An 18,601-nucleotide genomic window follows, 5' to 3' on the forward strand; every position below is an offset into this window, starting at 1 on the left:
CCATGAGTGACGCAGAACAGCCGATGGACGCGAACGACGCGAACGACGTGCGAGAGGAAGAGACAGTCGCAGACGACGAGTTCGAACCGGTGCAGGTGTTCCCCGAGAGCGAGGAGATGGACCTCCGGCCGGGGAGCGACGACTGCTACAAGTGCTCGACCTGCGATACCAACTGTCCCGTCGCGGAGGTGGACGACGACTTCCCCGGGCCGAAGTTCCAAGGACCCGAGCAGTGGCGACTCAAGCGCAAGGAGGACACCGACATCGACGACTCGGTGATGTCCTGTTCGAACTGCATGCGCTGTGACTCGTCGTGTCCCTCCGACGTTCCACTCAGCCAGATGCACAACACGGCGCGGGGGGAGTACGTCGAGAACCAGATGGACAAGCTATCCCGGGAGTACGTCCGCAACCGGATTCTGGCGAACTACCGGACGATGGCGGAACTGGGGAGCAAGGTCCCGCGACTCACCAACTTCGTGATGGGCAACTCGCTCGTGCAGGCGGTCAACGAGAAGGTACTGGGTATCACCAGCGAGCGCGAGTTCCCCGAGTTCGCCGAGGAGACGTTCCGCGAGTGGTGGGAAAAGCGAGGTGGCGCAGCCACCTCGGAAGAGCGAGCGGGGAGGGACGACTCGCGAGCAGAGCGAGGTGGCCCGCAAGTGCGCTCGGAGGACAAGCGAGTCGCGTACTTCCACGGCTGTTACTCGAACTACAATACCCCCGCAGTCGGTAAGGCCATGGTCCGACTGTTCGAGTGGTTCGGTTACGAGGTGGTCGTCCCGAAGCAGCGCTGTTCGGGGACGCCGATGTTCGCCAACGGGATGCTGGCGGACGCCAAGCGGGCCGCGGGAATCAACGTCGAGAACTTCTCGGGCCTCGTCGAGGAGGGGTACGACGTCATCGCCTCCTGCACCTCCTGTTCGATGTCGCTCCGTCAGGAGTACCCGGAACTGTTCAGCTACGACGGGACCGCCAGCGTCGCGGCCCACACCTACGAGGCCCTCGAATACCTGCGACTCCACGAGGACCTCGAAGCGGAGTTGGAAGACGCCGAGGTCGATGCGGGCGAGTTCGCCTACCACGCACCCTGTCACGCCCGGAATCAGGGGCTTGCCGGACAGGCCGTCGAGGTCCTCGACGGCCTCGACGGCGCGAACGCCGAGGACGTGGGCGACTCGTGTTCCGGCATCTCCGGGACCTACGGCTGGAAGGACGAGAAATACGAAACGTCCATGGAAATCGGGTCAGAGATGTTCGAACACATGGAACGGACCGACGCCGAGACGGGGATGACCGAGTGCCCGACCTGCGCGATGCAGATGGAACACGGGACGGGCTACGAGATTCGCCATCCCCTCGAAGTGCTGGAGGAAGCCCTCGTCGGCGAGGGGAGCAACTGACCGCCGATGGACCTCGAAGAACGAATCGCTCGGCGGCAGGCCACGCGGGGCGACGACCTGTTCGTGGACCGAAGCCCCCTCAACCCCGCCGTCCACCTCCCGGACCCGGTCGGTCGCGGTCCCGTCCTCGAACGCCTCCTCGACGTTCTCGACCCCGTGTTCGACCGGCGACTCCCGCCGGACGCCGCGGTGTACGGGCCGAAAGGCGCGGGGAAGTCGGCGCTGGTGAGCGCGCTGTTCGCTCACCTGAACGACCAGTTCGGCCGACAGCACCGCCGAATAGGCACGACCACCCGGGCCGGAACCGCGACCGACACCGTCGAGTTCGTCCACGTCGACGCCTACCGCACGACCAGCGAGTTCCAGTTTTACCACACGCTGCTCGACGCCGTCGTCGAGGAGTCGGTCCCGCGACGCGGCGTCGGCACCGAGGAGTTCCGGGAGCGGTTGGTCGAACAGTTCTCGTCGCCCGCCCGCAAGGCCGTCGTCGCGGTGGACCACGTCGCCGAACCGAGTTCGCCCTCCGGCGGCGAACTCCGCGAGTGGTTCGCGCCGGTCGCCGACGACGCGTCGCTCGTGGTCGTCGGTCGAGCGGTCCCCGACGACTGGGACTCGAAGACCGTCCACGTGCCGGAGTACCGCCAGCACGCGCTCGTTGACATCCTGACCGAACGGGCCTCACGGGCGCTGGCGAGTAGCGCCCTCAGACTCGGACAGGCCCGACACCTCGCGGAGTGGGCCAGCGGCGACGCCCACGACGCACTCGCCGCCGCGTTCGGGGCGGCCGACCTCGCGGACGCCGACGGTGCCGACCGAATCCGCGCGAGCGACGTGGACGCGGGTATCGCGGACGTGCCCGACGACGGGATTCACGTCGGCCGAGTGTTCGCGCTGCCGGAGAACCGACGGAAGGTCCTCCTCGAACTGGTCTCGCTGGACGCGACGCCGCCGATAGACGAGGCGGCGAGCGCCATCGCGGAGCGCTCGGACCTGTCGGCGGCGACGGTCAAGCGGTTCCTGTACGAACTCGCCGAATGCGGCGTCCTCGAACGCGTCCAGACCGAGGCGACGGACGGGAGCGGGCGCCGCCCCAGTCGGACGGTCCCGCGGTTCCCGACGATTCCGTTCCGGCGGTTCGAGGGCGAACTACGGGCGGAGTGAGTGGCACTCGGTCACTGACCGACAAGCCGGGAATCTTCGAGACCAACCAGAGACCGACGAGCGCACCGACCGCGTCGGTGACAGCGACCAGCCTCGCGGTCCTTCCGAACGGGCGGTGACACGGTCACGCGGCGACCGCATCCACGTGGTCGGGGTTGGGGACGCCGAAGTGGAAGGTGAGACCGAACGCCAGCAAGAGGCCGTCGAGACGGCCGTGGCGGTCGGTTACTACGACGTGCCCCGGACCGCCACCCACGAGGACGTGGCCGCGGAGTTGGCGTGCGCGCCGAGTACCGCGTCCGAACACCTCCGGAAAGCCGAGTCGAAGGTGCTACAGTCGCGGTTCGGAGAGTAACGAGGAATCGGTGAGAGTCGCGTCGGTTTCAGTCGTTGCGAGGGGCGGGAGTCGGGTCCGCGCGCTCGTCCTCGACGTAGTCGAGGTCGTCGGTGTAGTAGTCTATCAGCAGGACCGCCGCTCCGCCGGCGAGTGCCGCGAGCGCGACCGCGGCCACGCGTGCGACCGGCCACGCCCCGTCCGCGGTGACGACCTCGGCGGCCGGAAGTCGAAGCGCACCGACCATCAGCGCGACCAAGAACGTCAAGGTCACTTCCCGGTAGTTCGACAGCGCCCACTCGACCACGCGGGCGAAGGTGAGGACGCCGACCGCCGCACCCGCGCAGAACGACGCGACCGCCACGGCGGGACCGACCAGCGAGTCGAGCGACCCGCCCCGCACGACCGCGATAGCCTCGTCGATGAACTCGTGGAGCGCGTTCGACATGAAGTCGTACTGGCCGAACAGCAGGAGCAGGAACGCCCCCGAAACGCCCGGAAGCACCATGGCGGTGACCGCGAACCCGCCCGCGAGGAACAGCACTACCGGCGAGTGGGGGACCGACGCGCCGGTCGAGACGCCGGCGAGCAGGAACGCGGCGACGAATCCCACCACGGCGGCGGCGCGTTCCGCGTTCGTGTCGAGTCGGACCTCGGTCCAGAGCGCGACCGCGGAGGCGGCGATAAGACCGAAGAAGAACCCGTACAGCACGGCCGGGTTCGACTCCTTGACCGAGAGGATAGCGCCAGTAACCGCGACGATGGCGCTCAACATTCCCGCTAGCAACACCGCGAGGAACACCACGTCCATCTCTCGGAGCATCGCGGCGATTCGACCTCGCGCTTCGGAGTCGTACGCCCGGGGCAGGTCGGCCACGACGCGCGGGTCGAAGGCCGCGATGGCTCCCACGAGTCGCTCGTAGATGCCGGTTATCAGCGCGATGGTGCCGCCAGAGACGCCCGGCACGCCTTCCGCGATGCCCATGAACACACCCTTCAGGTAGATGGAGAGCAACTCTCGCATTGGCGATTTCGTACGACGACCGACCGGAAAACGGTTTGCTTTCGCGGCGGTCGACCGTGGGATAGCCGGGACTGGAAGCGTCGAGAGACGCGTATAAAATCAGACGTCGAGAGTCTGTCCGCCGAGACGACTCGTCTCAGTCCCGCAGACCGACGACGAGTGCACCGGCGTACGCACCGACGAGACCGGCCCGCATCGGGGTCGTGTCCTCGCGGTCCGGCAGGGCGCTCTCGGGCGTCGAACGCGACTCGGCATCAGCGTCCGACTGTGCGCTCGGGGTCGCGAGCGCCGAAGTGTTACCGCTCGACTCGTTGCCCGACGCCGTCTCGTTCGTCTGGTCGCCCGAAGCGGTCTCGTTACCGGACGCCGTCTGGTTGCCCGACTGGTTCTGCTGGAGCGAGACCGACTCCTTCGTCAGTTCGACCGTCACGTTCTCGTCACTCTCGCCGATGACCTGCGCCTCGGTCACCTCTGCGGAGGCGTTGGAGAACGTCAGGTTGCCGTCCTCGATGCTCCGCGACGTGTAGAACTGGTACGGACCGGTCGCCCGCACGCTGACGTTGGTGTAGCCGTTCTCCGGCCCCCAGTTGTCGTACCCCGTCGAGGAGTACGGCAGCGTCATCGTGAACTGACCGTCAGGCCCGGTCCGGGCCTGCTGACTGTAGACGAACGAACCGGACTGGCCGACCGGCGACAGTTGGACCTGCGCCGTGACCGTGGTGTTGGCCGGGCCGGTGCCCGTCACCGTCGCGCCGGGGACTCGCTCGAACGTCTTGACCCACGACGGAGAGGTCTGGAGCAGCTGGCGCGGGTTCATCCCGGCCTGCTGGAGCAGTCGCATCTCGCTCCGGAGCGTCCGGGCGTACTGCGAGGAGTTCGCGCCGGAGGACTGACTCTGCTTGACCACGCGGTAGTGTTCGAGCGCCGGAACCGATTCGCTCGGGAACGGCCCGATGCCGCCTATCTGGGACGTGCTGTCGTTGGCGACGAACTGCCGGGCCTGTTGCATCGTCTGGAACTTCCGGACGAGCGTCGCGTTCGGTCCCTGTTCGCCTATCTTGTACGAGACGGTCTCTCCTTCAGGCGTCCGGTAGGTCTGGGCGCGCCAGTCCACGACGACGGGTGCGGGTTCCATCCGACTGCCGTGGTAGAGGTAGAGCCGCGCCACCTGACTCTGGTAGTAGCGTTGGCTCTTCATCCGGAAGGCTAACTGCGGACCGTTCTGGCCCTGCTGGTAGACCGGACTGTAGAAGTCACCGGCCGAGACGTTCGGGTGGAACACCGTCGGCGCGGAGAACTTGGAACTCGGTTCGGCCATCTTCCAGTCCACCATCACGTACCGAGTCTCCTCGCTGTCGTTACCGAGGGTTTGGAGGATGTTGTTCGCGCGCTGCTCGCTCGGTGCGAGCAGGTACTTCGCGGCGGTGTCGGCACCCTCTTGGAACGGGTTGGCGTTCGGGATGCGCTCGCCGCGGGTCGTAATCCAGTGTCCGTAGTCCCACCACGACATGACGCCGTAGGAGCCTTCGGGATACTGGAAGTCGTTGTTGCTCTGCTGGTAGGTGCCGTAGTAGTCGAGTTCACCCTCGTTATTGGCGTTGGCGTAGTCGCCCTCCGCGGGCGTGTTGTTCGCCAACCAGTCGAGCGACCCGGCCCAGTTGACCGTGCCGGGTTTGGGACCGGACTGTCCCGTCTGCATCGCAGTGTTCGTGTTATCGACCGCGGGATACCCGGACGACCCGATGCTGGCGGGGGTGACCAGCACGGGAACGATGAGCAGGACCACGAACACGACCGCGAGTACCTGATACCCCTCGACGTCGGTCAGCGACTCGCGGTTCGTCAGGTTCGCCACCGAGAGAATCTGCTTGAGGAGGTAGGCGTTCAGCACCGCGACCGGCACCGCGAGGTAGTAGTTGAACCGTAACTGCGTGAACGCCGCCGCGGTGATGAAAGCGGCCCACACGAGGACGAGCAGTTGTTCGGCACGGTGGTCGTCGGTTCGGTAGGTCCGCCAGACCATCCAGACCGCGGCGACGACCGCCGTGAACAGCATCAGGCCGTACTCGCGCATGATGACGTCGTACCACTCGATACCGAATCGCGGTTGGACGTTCGAGAGGAACGGCTTGGCCTCGCCGATGGTCCGCGTCTGCGCGCCGGCGCTGAAGCCGATGAACCGGACGAGATTCCGGCGAATGAGGTTGAACAGCGACGGGACCGCGAGGTAGACGACGCCGGTGACGGCGAGGATGATACCGCCGATAGTCGCGGGATAGAGAGCGGTCGCGAGGTCGCGGGCGTCCCACTCGCGGGCGAGCCACGCCATGAAGACACAGCCACCGGCCACCGCGAACGCGAGCAGCGGTTGCAGCGGCGAAAACCGGGTCGGACTCATGTCGAGCGTGCCGAGCGGGACCAACAGGAGCAGGCCCGTCACGGTCATGCTGACAGCGCCGACGAACGCGAGGTGGTCGGGACTGACCCCGCGGACGTAGTCCGCGGTGAGTTTGATGCCGAAGAAGACGCCGAAGATACCGACGAGCAGCACGCCGGGTGGCCACGTCCAGAGGTACAGGGCGGTGGCGACCCCGGCGAGCGCACTGAAGCCGAGCGGCGCGCGGAGCGCCTCGAAGTCACCGTCGGCGAGCAGTTCGTAGACGGGACGTTCGCGCTCGGCGACGGTCAGCGCGACCATCATCGCCAGCACCGCGAACGTCTGGAACAGCGGTTCCGCGATGTTGTGGTCGGCGAATCCGACCAGTCCGCGTCGCAGGAACGTGCCGGGGAACAGTGCCAGAACGACGACCCCGAACAGGCCGCCGGGACGGCCGCCGAGGCGCTTGCCGACGAGATACGTCGGGATTGCGACCAGCGCACCGAAGACAGCGGGTGCGACCAACAGTGTCTTCGCGACGAGCGTGCTGGAGGGGTCGCCGAGTCCGACTACGAGGGCGGCAGTGGCGACCAGTTGGTCGTAGAGGGTGCCGAACTGACCGACGCTGGTCCCGAACGGGAAGTAGGTCCACGGGTCGAAGGGCATCGTCGCGGGCCAGTTCTGGACCGTGTACTGTACCTGTCTGAGGTGGTACCACGCGTCGTTTCCTTTGAAGATGACCTCACCGTTTCTGATGAACTTTCCGTAGGACTGGAGTCGTACCCAGAGCATAAACGCGATAGCCGCGGCGAGTACGGGGACGTGATACCAGTCCTCGAACGAGTCGAGGACCGAATCGGCCGACTCGGTCGAGTCCTCGACCTGCTCAGTTTGCTGGCTCATTGAGTTGATGGAGTGCCAAAACGCGCATAAGCCTTGTGACTTTGAGTTTCGACACTTCGAGGCGGACCGTTCGGTCGGGGTTCAGCCCTCGGAACGGCCGCGGCGTGCGAGTACCTGCTCGTAGACCGGCCCCAACACGTTCGCCAGCGTGAGTCGGAAGTGCGAACTCGCGACGGCGAGGACCGCGAAGTAGACCACCGCACCGAGTCCGACGAGTGCGATGACCGGGAGCCAGTAGTCGAGCGCAACGACCGCTCTGACTTCGCTGATGACGGCGAACATCGCCAGTCCGCTTACCGTCTGTGCCGCGATGGGGGTCGGGAAAATCGTGCCCCCGAACAGTTCGCGACAGAGGTACTGGAACGCGAAGAACATGAGCACTTCGGCGACGAGCGTCGCACCGATGACGCCGAGCAGGCCGTACCGCTGTGCGAGAACGACCGCGAGCGGGACGTGAACGAGGAGGCCGGCGAAGTTCACGCGAAACGTGAGTTCGGGTCTGTCGGTCCCGTTGATTGCGGATTCGAGCGGAAGCTGGTAGATGTAGAAGACGTAGAACAGCGCGACGCCGACGAGCGCCTCGCCGCCCTCCCCGAACCCGGAACCGAAGAACGTCCGCATCAGCACGTCCGGCAGCGCCAGCGCGCCGAAGAACATGGGGATGCCGAGCAGTCCGGCGTAGGTCATCGCGTTGGCCACGTCCTCGCGCACGCCCTTCCCGAGCGACGACCGACCGCTGACTTTCACTTCTAGCGGGTTGCTGATACTGGCGGTCAACTGCGAGGCCGGAAGCACCAGTCGGAGCGCCGTCTCGTAGAAACCGACCGCACCGGTGCCGACGAACCACCAGATGAGGAGCGGGTCGGCGCGTTTGTACACGTCGTTGACGACCGAGGTCGGGATGCTCCACCGGGCGAACTCGCCGGTGTACGCGAACGTCTCGCGGGAGGGGAGCGCGGGCCGGACGCCGCTGACGACCGCGACGACCACCGCCGTGATGGCGCTCGCTATCGCCAACCCGAGCAGGATGCCGAACGCCTCCATCCCGAGGAGCAAGAGTACGAGCTGAAACGCGAGGGTCACGACGCTCCGCACCGTGTCTATCCAGAACGACCGTCCCGGGAACCCGATTCCGGCATAGAACCGATTCAGAATCTGGAAGGAGCCGACGGTGCTGAACACGAGGACGATGCCGAGAACGTCGTCGGCCGTGATGCCCTGAACCGGCAGGGCCGGTAACAGCGCGACGAAGGCGGCAGTCACGCCGCCGACGTAGAGGGCGTGGAAGGCCAGTCCGAGACCGAGGTACTCCGAGGACCCGGTCTCGACCTCGCTGACTCGTTTCTTGATAGCGTTGCCGAGACCGGCCGAAACCCGCACGAGCATCAGCGCGATGGAGAGCGCGACGTAGTACCGGCCGACACCGGCGTTCCCCAGCACTCGCGCGAATATCATCACGCCGACGAACCCGAACGCCGACATCGTGAACTTCGCGCCGATGGAGACGAGCGCTTCCTTGCCGATGTCGAGGTCAGCGGTACTCATCGCTCAGAGGTAGCCCAGTGCTTCGAGGTCGTCGTGGGGGAGTTCGTCCTTCCGCACCGGTCTGGACGCTCTGTTCTCGAACTCCTCCTTCGCGGCGAGCAGGTCGTCGTCCTCGGCGGGGTCGCCGTCGAGGGTCACCACGCCGTCGTCGGTCGCCACGTGGTCGCGGTTCATCGCGGCGTGGTTCCCGTTCGAGGCCGCGAACGCCGTCTCGCGCTCGAACGAACCGTGGTTGTACTCCTCGCCGAGCAGGAGGGTCGGCACGTCCACGAGGCTGAGAACGTCGCTCTCGATGGGGATGTTTCTGGTCGCGAGCGGCAGACGAAGGAGTTCGGGGCACATGGTCGCGTGGTGACCCCACTCGCCGTACTCGCCGAGCAGTTCGCCGTGGTCCGCGACGAACAGCACCCGCGTGTCGTCCGGAATCGCGTCCCAGAGTCGCGCGAGTCGGTCGTCGAGTTCCTCGACCTCGCCGCGGTAGAGTTCGCGAGCGAGTTCCTCGTCGCGGTCGCTCGCGCGTCCGTTGAGGACGCGACGCGTTATCTGCTGGGCCTCGCCGCGCGAGACGGGACCGTCGTCGGGGTTGTATGGGTGGTGGGGTTCCATGAAGTGGAGCCATCCGAACCACTCGTCGCGGCCCTCCGTCGCGTCGAGGAATTCGGCGACGACGTCGGCGGCGGGGCGGTAGTCGCGGTCCACCGAGGAGAAGCGCTGTTGGACCTCCTGAACGACGTTCCAGACGCGCGAGGCGATGCCGAACAGCGTGCTCTGGGGCGTCATGTGCTCGGCGACCCGGTCTTTGAGTCCCTTGCTCTCTCGCCCCGGTGCCGTGAACTCGTCGAATCCGAGGTCGTAGCCGTATCGATTCGAGAGGAAGCGATTCGTCGAGACCCCGTACTTGTACGGTGAATCGAGCGCGACGCCGACGTTCGAGTCCGCATCGACGCCGACCTCGCCGGGGTAGATACCGCCGATAATCGACTGGAAGCAGGAGGGTGTGGCGGTGTTCGTCGCGAACGTCGCGGGGTGAGATTCGCCGAGGAACTCCCTCGTCGCGGTCATGTACTGGTAGTGGTCGTAGCGGAGCGAATCGACCGTGACCAGAAGTGTCGTATCAGTCATCGAAATCACTTGTACCCAAGCGCGCTTAAACGCTGTTCAACGTCGTCTCCTTGTTCGTCTTCGGCGTCGTCCTCTCTCTCCAGTTCGGGTTCGTACGCTCCGGTGTCGGTCGCGCTGGTTTCTATCCACGGGACGCGTTTCAACGCCGGAATCGGGACGTAGTCGGGGTGAGCGTAACACCACCACTCGCCCATCGCGTTCGCGTGGTCGCTGGAGATGACCACGGTGTCGGCGTCGGCGTTGTCGAGGAAGAGCGCGACGTCTTCGAGGACCCATTCGAGGTTGTCCCGGTAGCCCTGCCACAGTTCGTCCCGAGAGAGGTCGCCGTCGAGGAGTCGGTGCCACGGGCCGCGCTCCTCGCCGGTTCCGCCGTCCTTGACCCCGAAGTTCTCCTCGGGGTCGCCCCACCGGAATCCGGCGTCGGGCATCGAGCGAAACGGGACGTGGGGTTGCAGATAGTGGACGATGAGCCGGTCCGGGTCGCGGTTTCGCTCGACTTCTATCGCTCGGTCGGTTAGCGGCCGCGGCGGCATCAGGTCGCGCTCGTCGTCCCACGCGTAGCGCCACACCTCGTCCAACAGGCCGAACTCGTCGGGGTCGAGGTCGCGGGTGAACGGGTTGCCCGAGACGTACGCCGTGTTCGCCTTCTCGTCGGCGTACTCGTCGCCGAAGTTCTTCTCCATCCACTCCTTGGACATCGACGCGGCCGAGTCGAACGTCTCGAAGTCCGGGTCGAGGAACGGGAAGCGGTCACCCTCTTCGGCGGCGACCTCCCGCATCAGGTCCACTCGGCACGCGTCGAGGACGAGCAGGACGTCCCAGTCTCGCTCGTAGATGGGTTCTCCGTAGTTCCAGACGTCGCGGCCGAACCGCCGGAGCATCCCGACCCAGAACTCGTTCGCCGAGGCGACGGCCCCTCGCTTCGCGCCCATCGTCCGGAACCGCGTCCGGGTCTCCGCTACCCAGTCGGCGAACGTCATAGGTATCCGAGATTCTTGAGTCGGTCCTCGTACTCCGCCTCGCTCACCTCGACGTCTTCGGCCTCCAGTTCGGGTTCGTACTCCCCGGTGTCGGTCGCGGAGAACGTGACCCACGGGACGCGTTTGAGTGCGGGTATCGGAATCGGACTCTGGTGGCCGTACACCCACCACTCGCCCATCGCGTTCCCGTGGTCGCTGGAGATGGCCACGGTGTCGGCGTCGAGGTTCTCCGACAGCAATGCCATATCGTCGAGAACCCATTCGAGGTTGTCGCAGTAGGCCTCCCACACGAGGTCGTGGGGCACCTCGCGGTCGCGGAGTCGCCGCCAGAGCGTCTTGTGCTGACTGGGTGCGGGGTTGTCGAGTCCGACCTCGAACCGGAACCACTCGGGGTACTCGTCCACCAGCGAGCGGAACGGTAGATGCGGTTGCATGTAGTGGACTATCATCTGGTCCGGGTCGTGCTCGCGCCACACGTCGATAGCCCGGTCGGTCATGGCTCGCGGCGGGACGACCCCGTAGTCGGTGTCCCATCCGTACTTCCACACTTCGTCGAAGAGATACAGCGAGTCGGGGTCGGGGACGTCTCGCGAGTGCGGGTTCGCCGTGACGTACGCCGTCCCCGAAAGCTCGTCGGCGTACGTTTCGGGGTCGAACGTCTTCGCTATCCACTCGGGCGACCGCGACGCGACCGAGTTGGTCGCGTCGCGGTCCGGGTCGAAGCCGTCGAGGACGTCGTACGACGTCTCGTCGGCCACGTCGGCCAGCAGGTCGATTCTACAGGCGTCGAGGACGAGCAGCACGTCCCAGTCTTTGTCGTGAACCGACTCGCCGTAGTTCCAGACGTGACGGCCGAAGTGACCGAGCGCACCGGCCCAGAACTCCTGCGCAGACGCGTACGCGCCCTTCTTGACACCGTCGTGTCTGATTCTGTCTCGACTCTCCTCAATCCAGTCACCGAATGTCATAGTTGTTCAATCGTCGTTTGCTTCGCGTGCGGTTCGATGGCGGCCGCCTCGACGGCGTCCGCGACGACTTCGCGCATCTGTTCTCTGAAGCGGTCGGCCCCGAAGCGCTCGGCGAACGCCGCTATCTCGTCGGCGTTCCACTCGACGCCGTCTCGCTCGAACGCCTCGACGGAGTCGCGGATGCTCGCGGGGTCCGGGTCGTGGAGGCGACCGTTCTCGCCGTCGAGAATCTGGTACTTGGTGTACCCCTCGTTCACGCCGAGCACGGGCGTCCCGCTGGCGAACGCTTCGACCGGGATGATGCCGAAGTCCTCGTTCATCGCGTTGAACAGGACGGCCTTCGCCTCGCCGAGCCGCCGGACCTTCTCCTCTTCGGACATGTAGCCGACGAACTCGACGTTGTCGGGGGCGAGTCGTTCGAGTTCCTCGCGCTCGTCGCCCGCCCCGCCGACGACCAGTTTGGCGTCGAGCGCCTCGAAGGCACGAACGATGTCGTCGATGCGCTTCTCGGGAATCAGTCGGGAGTAGGTTAGGTAGTACTCTTCGGTCTCGCGATTTTCGTACTGGTCCACGTTCACGGGCGGATAGACGACCTCGACCTTCTCGTCGGGGACGCCCCAGTAGCGACGGAGGCGTCGGGCGACGAGTTCGCTGTTCGCCACGAACTTGTCTGGGAACTTCGTGTTCGGGAGGAACATCGTCCGGGCGACGAACGCGTAGAGCCGCGAGAAGAGCGAGTCCGCGCGCTGTTGGAACAGGTCGTAGGGAACCCGCGGCGTGCTGTGCGTGTAGTGAACCACGACCTGTTCGTCCTCGGGGACGTACCAGCTGAGTTCGTTCTTCGAGAGGACGACCACGTCGTAGTCGGTGAGTTCGGGGATGCGCTGGGCGTTCCACGCGTAGTAGAGGTCCCGGAGGAACACCGACTTCTTCACCGCCGAAAGCGGGGAGTCTTCGTAGAGGCTCCGTGCGTCCACGTCCTCGGAGACGTGTTCGTCGCTTCCGAATCCGTAGTACAGCGGTGCGTCGAACGTGCGAGCGAGTTCGTCCGACAACGCTTCGGCACCGCCCCGTTCGAGGTAGTTCCCGTGGGCGATGGCGATGGACTGGTCGTTCATGCTGTTCTGTCGATTTTGGTTTTTGCTGACGCGGTTTTAACTGTACTCATTCCCGGCGACTGCGGAACCGCCCTCATTCGAAGGCCTCCCGCAGTTCCTCGTCCACTTCCCACGTCCCGTCGCCCTTCCCGCGGAGGAGTTCGACGGCGGCGTGGAGCAGCGACACCTGCGAGTCGAAGACGGCGTAGAGTGCCTGAAGCGGGCCGAGAAGGTCCTTCTGTCCGAGCCAGACGAATCCGGCGAGCGCGGCCGGGACGGCGAGTCCGGCGACGCCCGCCACCGCGATTCCGGCGGCCGTGACCGCCAGTACGTCCAGCGCGACGAGCCACGGCGAGACGACCATGAACCACCAGTTGAACGGGAGGACGACTCGGCCGTAGTTACCGTACTTGCCGAGGGCGTCGCGGTGCTGGGCGAGCAGGCGAATCAGCCCCATGCCGCGGCGGTCCTTCTGAAGCCTCCGTTTGCTGAAGTCTGAGTGGGAAGCCTCCTTGTACCGGACCGCGGGGTCGAACAGGACTCGGTCGCCGCCCCGCCGAATCTTCAGTGCGAGTTCGGTGTCGTCGGCCAGCGAGTTGGGGTCGATGGGGACGATGGCGTCGTTCTCGAACGCCGAGAACGGCCCGTGGAAGATGAGCGTCGAGTCGAGGTGTGATTCGAGCGTCTGGATGTGGGCCTGCACGCCGCGGTAGCCCGCTTCGACTTCACTCCCGCCGAGGACCTCCGCGTTCTGACCCGTGACGGCCGCCACGTCGGGGTCGGCGAGGTTCGCGGCGGCTCTCGGAGGGCGTCGTCGGCGACGTAGGAGTCGCAGTCGGTCTTGACCACCATCTCGTTGTCCGCGGCGGCGTACGCGTCGTTGAGTGCGGGCGCGAGACCCCGGCGCTCCTGCTCGCGGATGAGATTCAGGTCTGGATGCTCGCGGTCGGCGAAGTACTCTTCGATGCGGTCGGGCGTCTCGTCGTCGCTGGAGTCCACGACGACCAGTTCTACCTTCTCCATCGGGTAGTCCAGCGACACGATATCGTCCAACTTCTGTTCGATGATGCCCGACTCGTTGTACGTCGGGAGAACGATGCTGACGGTCGGTTCCGCCTCGCGCTTGTCCGCGGGCGAACCGCTCGGACGGACCAGCGCGTAGAGGGCGAGATACGCGAGGTACGGGAGCGCCGTGGCGGCGACGAGTGCGCCGGTAACGGCGACGAGAGGGTTCATAAGACCGCGTATGGAATCGGGCTATAACATACTGTTGGTCGCTCGTCGCGGTGAAACGGCAAAAGTAAAACGCGGACAGGATGTGAGAGGAAGGTCTGCCGCGTTAGACCGTGACTGCGCTCTCTTGGGAGAGCGACTGCGGGACGTTGGCGCGGTAGAGCGTCACTGCCCCGTACTGCGTGGTGAGCTTCAGTTTGACTTCCTCACCTTCACCGAGACCCTGAGAGCTGATACTCGAAGCACTCATGTTGACTTCGAGGCGGTCGTCCTGCGTGTTGAGGACGGGAGAGGACTTGTCTGGGTCTTTGATGGTCTTGACGGTGAACTGTGTCGCGTTAGCCTTGTCACCGTACACGAGAGTCTTGGCTTTCTCCGGACCAATCCACTCTATCGTGGCGGCCGAGAGATTGATGTCGTCGGCCCCGGACCCGCGCATGACCGTCAGACTGATGTCTTTCACTCGCTCGTTGCCGACGTTACCGAACGCACTCACGACCTGCACGCGGTTCGAGACCTGCGCGCTGGACTCCTGACCGGTCTGCTCGGACTTCGTCTGGAGGAACCCTGCCGTGTTGATGAGAACGCCCGCCGCGATTGCGGCGACCAGCACCATCGCGATGAACACGATGAGTGTACCGATACCCACCTGGCCGCGGTCGTTGACCGCGCCCTCGATTCTATCTTTGACTGCTGAGAGATGGTTTCGTGTCATTCTTCAGATTCTATGGTATTCGGGAACTTTCCCAACGAGCAAGTACCACCACCGATATATATAACATTCGTCCGTTTTCACGGCTGATAATCGCGGGACGTGCCCGGGGCGGTTCCCGTTTCACGCCTGTCACCTTCGGCCGAACCAAATGGTCGCCTGGCAATAGGTTGGAAAGCCTTTTGCGCTCGTGGTGACCACTCACTCCCAATGGCCGAAAGCGAGGACGTGTGCGTACTCGTTCCGACGTTGAACGAGAGTGAGACCATCGGCGAGGTCATCGACGGATTTACCAGTCGCGGATACGAGAACGTCCTCGTCATCGACGGCAACTCCACCGACGGGACGTCCGACGTCGCTCGCGAACACGGGGCGCGGGTGTTGCAACAGTCAGGAAGCGGCAAGGGACAGGCAATTCGAGAAGCGATTCGACACATCGAGGCCGAGTACGTCCTGATGCTCGACGGAGACGGGACCTACCGCCCCGAGGACGCGGATGCGATGCTCGACCCCCTCGTGAACGGCGAGTACGAACACGTCATCGGCGACCGGTTCGCCGACATGGAGGACGGTGCGATGAGCCGCCTCAACCAGTTCGGCAACGGACTGTTCAACTGGGTGTTCCGGCACATCCACGGCAAGAACTTCGAGGACATCCTGAGCGGGTATCGGGCGTTCACCCGCGAGTCCGTGGAGAACTTCTACCTCGACGCCGACGGGTTCGGCGTCGAGACCGAGATGGCCGTCGAATGCGTCAAGCACGGCGTGCCGACGACGGTCGTCCCCATCCGGTACGAGGCGCGCCCGGATGGGTCGGACACCAACCTCCACCCGATTCGGGACGGCGGGGTCATCCTCGTCACGCTCTACCAGTTGGCGAAGACGAGCAACCCCCTGTTCTACTTCGGGAGCATGGGCGTCCTCAGCGGACTGTTCGGTACCGGCGTCGCCGTGTACGTGGGATACGAGTGGTTCGTCCCGCCTCGAACCTCCCACGAAGTACTGGCAGTCGTCGCGGCGTTCGGCATCCTGTTCGGCGTGCAACTGCTGATGTTCGGCGTCCTCTCTGACCTCATCGTGACGCTGCACCGTGAGCAGATGCGACGGTTGGAGTGACCGGACTTCGTTCCGGCGACATTCTTCTCTGAAAACTGTCGGTACTGTTATTTTTGTTACCTGAGTACGGACGTTCGTATGGTGGACGGTCACAACCTACACGACTACGACGAGGTGCGCGAATCGTTCTCTTGGGACGACATCTACGCGGAGGCCGACTGGGACGCGCCCGGAGAACTCAACGTGGGCCACGAGGTCTGCGACCGCCACGCCCGAAACAGGGAGAAAGTCGCGCTGTATCAGGTGAGCGAGGACGGCGACCTCACGAAGACGACGTTCTGGGAGTTGGCCGACCGCTCCAGTCAGTTCGCCAACGTCCTCGAAGACCTCGGCGTCGAGCGGGGCGACCGGGTGTTCTCGTACATGCCCCGGATTCCCGAGCACTACGTCGCGCTGGTCGGGACGCTCAAGCGCGGCGCGGTGTTCGGCGGCGTCAACGAGCGGTTCGGCCCGGACGGTATCTCGTACCGACTCGACGACTGCGACGCCTCGGTCGTGGTGACCACGAGCGACAACCGCGAGACGGTCGGGGAGGCGCTCGAAGACGCACCCTCGGTCGAACACGTCATCACGGTGGACCGGAGCGACGGGTCGGACGAGGGAGTGACCTCGGACGACGTGGCGTTCGGCGAAGCGCTCGACGCCGCGAGCAAAGAGTACGAACCGGCCAGAACGAGCGGCGAGGACGACGCGCTGCTCTACTACACCAGCGGGACGACCGGCCCAGCGAAGGGCGTCCGCCACAAGCAGCGGTGGGTCGCGGGCGTCGCGGCGACCCAGAAGTACGCGGTGGACCTCCGACCCGGCGACCTCTACTGGTCCACCGCCGACCTCGGGTGGCTCACGGGTCCCATCAACACCCTCGGCGCGTGGTTCTGGGGCGCGTCGCTGTTCACCTACGAGGGCGAGTTCGACCCCGAGACGTGGGCCGACCTGCTCGACGAGTACCCGATTTCGGTCCTGTTCAGCGTGCCCACGGCCTACCGGATGCTCCGCGAGAAGGACCACGTTCTGGAGGACGTGAATCTGGACCTCCGCCACGCCCTCTCCATCGGCGAACCGCTCTCGGCGGGGGTCGTGGACTGGGGCGAGGAGACGCTGGGGGTCACCATCCACGACACCTACGGCCAGACCGAGACGGGCAACATGATAATCAACAACTACCCGACGATGGAACTCAAGCCGGGGAGCATGGGCAAGCCCCTGCCCGGCATCGAGGCCGACGTGGTGGACCCCGAGACGGGCGAACCGATGGACCCGGGCGAGACCGGCGAAATCGCCCAGCGCGGCGACTACCCCTGCTTCTTCGCGGAGTACTGGCAGAAGCCCGAGAAGACCGCCGACTGCTTCGTGGACGGACCCGACGGAGAGTGGTACCTCTCGGGGGACCTCGCCAGAAAGGACGAGGACGGCTACTTCTGGTTCGAGGGCCGCGCGGACGACGTGATAATCTCGTCGGGCTACCGTATCGGCCCGTTCGAGGTCGAGAGTTCGCTCGGCGAACACCCCGCGGTCGCGGAGGCCGCGGTCGTTCCCAAACCCGACCGCGAGCGCGGTAACATCGTGAAGGCCTACGTCGTCACGAGCGACGATGCCGAGGCCGGGGATGGTCTCGCAGAGGACATCCGGACCCACGTCCGCGACGAACTCTCGGCCCACGAGTACCCCCGAGAAATCGAGTTCGTCGACGAACTCCCGAAGACGGTGACGGGGAAGATTCGCCGGACGGAACTGCAGGACGACGCTCAACAGGAGGCCGAGGTCGAGGAGGAGTAGCCTCCGGGTAGCATCGATTACTTCCCGTCGGGGTCTCGCTGCTTCCGGTGGTGCTCGGCGTCGTCGCCAACTTCCTACAGGACGTCGGGGTCGCCCTACCCTATCCCAACGTCAAGGAGTGGACGAGACGAATCTGACCGGCTTGCGGGCATTTGCGGTGGAGTCCGAACCACAAGCGCTCGGGGCGCTGTGAAGGTGAGTCCCGTTCCGCCGGAACTGCTACTCGCGACTGGCAGATTTCCGATACCACCAGAATTTTGTGAACTTGCTCCTGCGTTCGGTTGTGGATAGAACACGACGCCAGTCGCTGATAGCGATGGGTTCCCTCTCGCTGCTGGGTCTCCCCGGTTGCTCCAGTAGTGGGCCGACGGACAGCGATGGAGACGGAATGATTGACTCGAAGGACTACGCCCCGCAGGACCCCGACGTCCAAGAGAAGAGCGACATCGACGGTGGAAACGGCGGGCAATCGAGCGAACAATCGAACGACGGCGGTTCTGAGGACCAGTCGACGGCGGCCGACAGTAGTGGAAGCGGCGTGAATCCCCACATCGGTCAGATCGACGTCGACGTCCAGTCGGATATCGGGACGAACAACATCGGCTACGACGTCGAGGCGTACTTCGAGGACACCGCCGTGCTCACCGTCCAGATTTCCGACGGCGAGCGGTCTGACCAGCGCACTTTCGAGGGGACGACGACGAGCGGCACGATGCAGGAGTTCAACGACGACATCAACCCGCCGGAGTCGTTCAAGGACAACGAGCAGTTCGCGATTCGATTCATCCTCACCGTCGACGGCCGGGAAGTGGACCGGAAGACGCTCAACCACACGTACAGCGAGTAATCC

Annotated in this window: 14 protein-coding genes and 1 pseudogene; 6 read left to right on the top strand and 9 right to left on the bottom strand. The window is 65.1% G+C overall.

Annotated elements, in window-relative coordinates:
- The first annotated feature begins 2 nt into the window (after positions 1-2).
- The 3 genes from FXF75_RS10640 to FXF75_RS10650 all read left to right on the top strand — a co-directional run bounded on the left by FXF75_RS10640 (position 3) and on the right by FXF75_RS10650 (position 2,919).
- Positions 3-1,403 carry an anaerobic glycerol-3-phosphate dehydrogenase subunit C gene (locus FXF75_RS10640; RefSeq protein WP_163521839.1) on the top strand — a complete coding sequence of 467 codons (1,401 nt, stop codon included), beginning with the start codon at positions 3-5 and terminating at the stop codon, positions 1,401-1,403.
- Positions 1,404-1,409: 6 nt separating this feature from the next.
- Positions 1,410-2,564 carry a Cdc6/Cdc18 family protein gene (locus FXF75_RS10645; RefSeq protein ID WP_163521840.1) on the top strand — a complete coding sequence of 385 codons (1,155 nt, stop codon included), beginning with the start codon at positions 1,410-1,412 and terminating at the stop codon, positions 2,562-2,564.
- A 115-nt stretch (positions 2,565-2,679) separates the two neighbouring features.
- Entirely contained in the window at positions 2,680-2,919 is a 240-nt protein-coding gene (locus FXF75_RS10650) for a helix-turn-helix domain-containing protein (RefSeq protein ID WP_163521841.1), read from the top strand.
- 28 nt (positions 2,920-2,947) lie between these two features.
- Here the strand turns inward: FXF75_RS10650 and FXF75_RS10655 are convergent, their stop codons facing one another.
- The 9 genes and pseudogenes from FXF75_RS10655 to FXF75_RS10695 all read right to left on the bottom strand — a co-directional run bounded on the left by FXF75_RS10655 (position 2,948) and on the right by FXF75_RS10695 (position 14,862).
- Positions 2,948-3,922, bottom strand: coding sequence for a DUF368 domain-containing protein (locus FXF75_RS10655; protein ID WP_163521842.1), 975 nt, complete (start codon positions 3,920-3,922; stop codon positions 2,948-2,950).
- A 136-nt stretch (positions 3,923-4,058) separates the two neighbouring features.
- Entirely contained in the window at positions 4,059-7,202 is a 3,144-nt protein-coding gene (locus FXF75_RS10660) for an oligosaccharyl transferase, archaeosortase A system-associated (RefSeq protein WP_163521843.1), read from the bottom strand.
- Between the two features lie 81 nt (positions 7,203-7,283).
- Complete coding sequence (locus FXF75_RS10665) at positions 7,284-8,747, bottom strand: lipopolysaccharide biosynthesis protein (RefSeq protein ID WP_163521844.1); 1,464 nt, start codon at positions 8,745-8,747, stop codon at positions 7,284-7,286.
- Positions 8,748-8,750: 3 nt separating this feature from the next.
- Positions 8,751-9,869, bottom strand: a complete 1,119-nt coding sequence (locus tag FXF75_RS10670; RefSeq protein WP_163521845.1) for a sulfatase-like hydrolase/transferase — start codon at positions 9,867-9,869, stop codon at positions 8,751-8,753.
- Positions 9,870-9,874: 5 nt separating this feature from the next.
- Entirely contained in the window at positions 9,875-10,849 is a 975-nt protein-coding gene (locus FXF75_RS10675; RefSeq protein ID WP_163521846.1) for a hydrolase, read from the bottom strand.
- Positions 10,846-11,817, bottom strand: coding sequence for an LTA synthase family protein (locus tag FXF75_RS10680; protein WP_163521847.1), 972 nt, complete (start codon positions 11,815-11,817; stop codon positions 10,846-10,848). Before FXF75_RS10680 ends, FXF75_RS10675 begins: the two co-directional genes overlap by 4 nt.
- Positions 11,814-12,935, bottom strand: a complete 1,122-nt coding sequence (locus tag FXF75_RS10685) for a glycosyltransferase (RefSeq protein ID WP_163521848.1) — start codon at positions 12,933-12,935, stop codon at positions 11,814-11,816. Before FXF75_RS10685 ends, FXF75_RS10680 begins: the two co-directional genes overlap by 4 nt.
- A gap of 73 nt (positions 12,936-13,008) precedes the next feature.
- Positions 13,009-14,150: pseudogene (locus tag FXF75_RS23475) on the bottom strand (glycosyltransferase).
- A 103-nt stretch (positions 14,151-14,253) separates the two neighbouring features.
- Entirely contained in the window at positions 14,254-14,862 is a 609-nt protein-coding gene (locus FXF75_RS10695; RefSeq protein WP_163521849.1) for an archaellin/type IV pilin N-terminal domain-containing protein, read from the bottom strand.
- 207 nt (positions 14,863-15,069) lie between these two features.
- On the opposite strand from FXF75_RS10695, the gene aglJ reads away from it, so the two are divergent.
- The 3 genes from aglJ to FXF75_RS10710 all read left to right on the top strand — a co-directional run bounded on the left by aglJ (position 15,070) and on the right by FXF75_RS10710 (position 18,598).
- On the top strand, positions 15,070-15,975 hold the full coding sequence (gene aglJ, locus FXF75_RS10700; protein WP_163521850.1) for an S-layer glycoprotein N-glycosyltransferase AglJ: 906 nt from the start codon (positions 15,070-15,072) through the stop codon (positions 15,973-15,975).
- A gap of 78 nt (positions 15,976-16,053) precedes the next feature.
- A complete protein-coding gene (locus FXF75_RS10705) occupies positions 16,054-17,751 on the top strand; it encodes an acyl-CoA synthetase (RefSeq protein WP_163521851.1) in 1,698 nt (565 codons plus the stop codon).
- 283 nt (positions 17,752-18,034) lie between these two features.
- Positions 18,035-18,598 (top strand): hypothetical protein, encoded by a 564-nt coding sequence (locus tag FXF75_RS10710; protein WP_163521852.1) that lies wholly within the window; start codon positions 18,035-18,037, stop codon positions 18,596-18,598.
- Positions 18,599-18,601: the final 3 nt, after the last annotated feature.

This window comes from Halorussus sp. MSC15.2 (assembly GCF_010747475.1).
GTDB lineage: Archaea > Halobacteriota > Halobacteria > Halobacteriales > Haladaptataceae > Halorussus.

Coding starts and splice junctions, on each gene's coding strand:
- FXF75_RS10655 (WP_163521842.1), bottom strand. CDS start 3,922: ATGCGAGAGTTGCTCTCCATCTACCTGAAGGGTGTGTTCATGGGCATC.
- FXF75_RS10665 (WP_163521844.1), bottom strand. CDS start 8,747: ATGAGTACCGCTGACCTCGACATCGGCAAGGAAGCGCTCGTCTCCATC.
- aglJ (WP_163521850.1), top strand. CDS start 15,070: ATGGCCGAAAGCGAGGACGTGTGCGTACTCGTTCCGACGTTGAACGAG.
- FXF75_RS10670 (WP_163521845.1), bottom strand. CDS start 9,869: ATGACTGATACGACACTTCTGGTCACGGTCGATTCGCTCCGCTACGAC.
- FXF75_RS10695 (WP_163521849.1), bottom strand. CDS start 14,862: ATGACACGAAACCATCTCTCAGCAGTCAAAGATAGAATCGAGGGCGCG.
- FXF75_RS10660 (WP_163521843.1), bottom strand. CDS start 7,202: ATGAGCCAGCAAACTGAGCAGGTCGAGGACTCGACCGAGTCGGCCGAT.
- FXF75_RS10645 (WP_163521840.1), top strand. CDS start 1,410: ATGGACCTCGAAGAACGAATCGCTCGGCGGCAGGCCACGCGGGGCGAC.
- FXF75_RS10675 (WP_163521846.1), bottom strand. CDS start 10,849: ATGACGTTCGCCGACTGGGTAGCGGAGACCCGGACGCGGTTCCGGACG.
- FXF75_RS10705 (WP_163521851.1), top strand. CDS start 16,054: ATGGTGGACGGTCACAACCTACACGACTACGACGAGGTGCGCGAATCG.
- FXF75_RS10685 (WP_163521848.1), bottom strand. CDS start 12,935: ATGAACGACCAGTCCATCGCCATCGCCCACGGGAACTACCTCGAACGG.
- FXF75_RS10680 (WP_163521847.1), bottom strand. CDS start 11,817: ATGACATTCGGTGACTGGATTGAGGAGAGTCGAGACAGAATCAGACAC.
- FXF75_RS10640 (WP_163521839.1), top strand. CDS start 3: ATGAGTGACGCAGAACAGCCGATGGACGCGAACGACGCGAACGACGTG.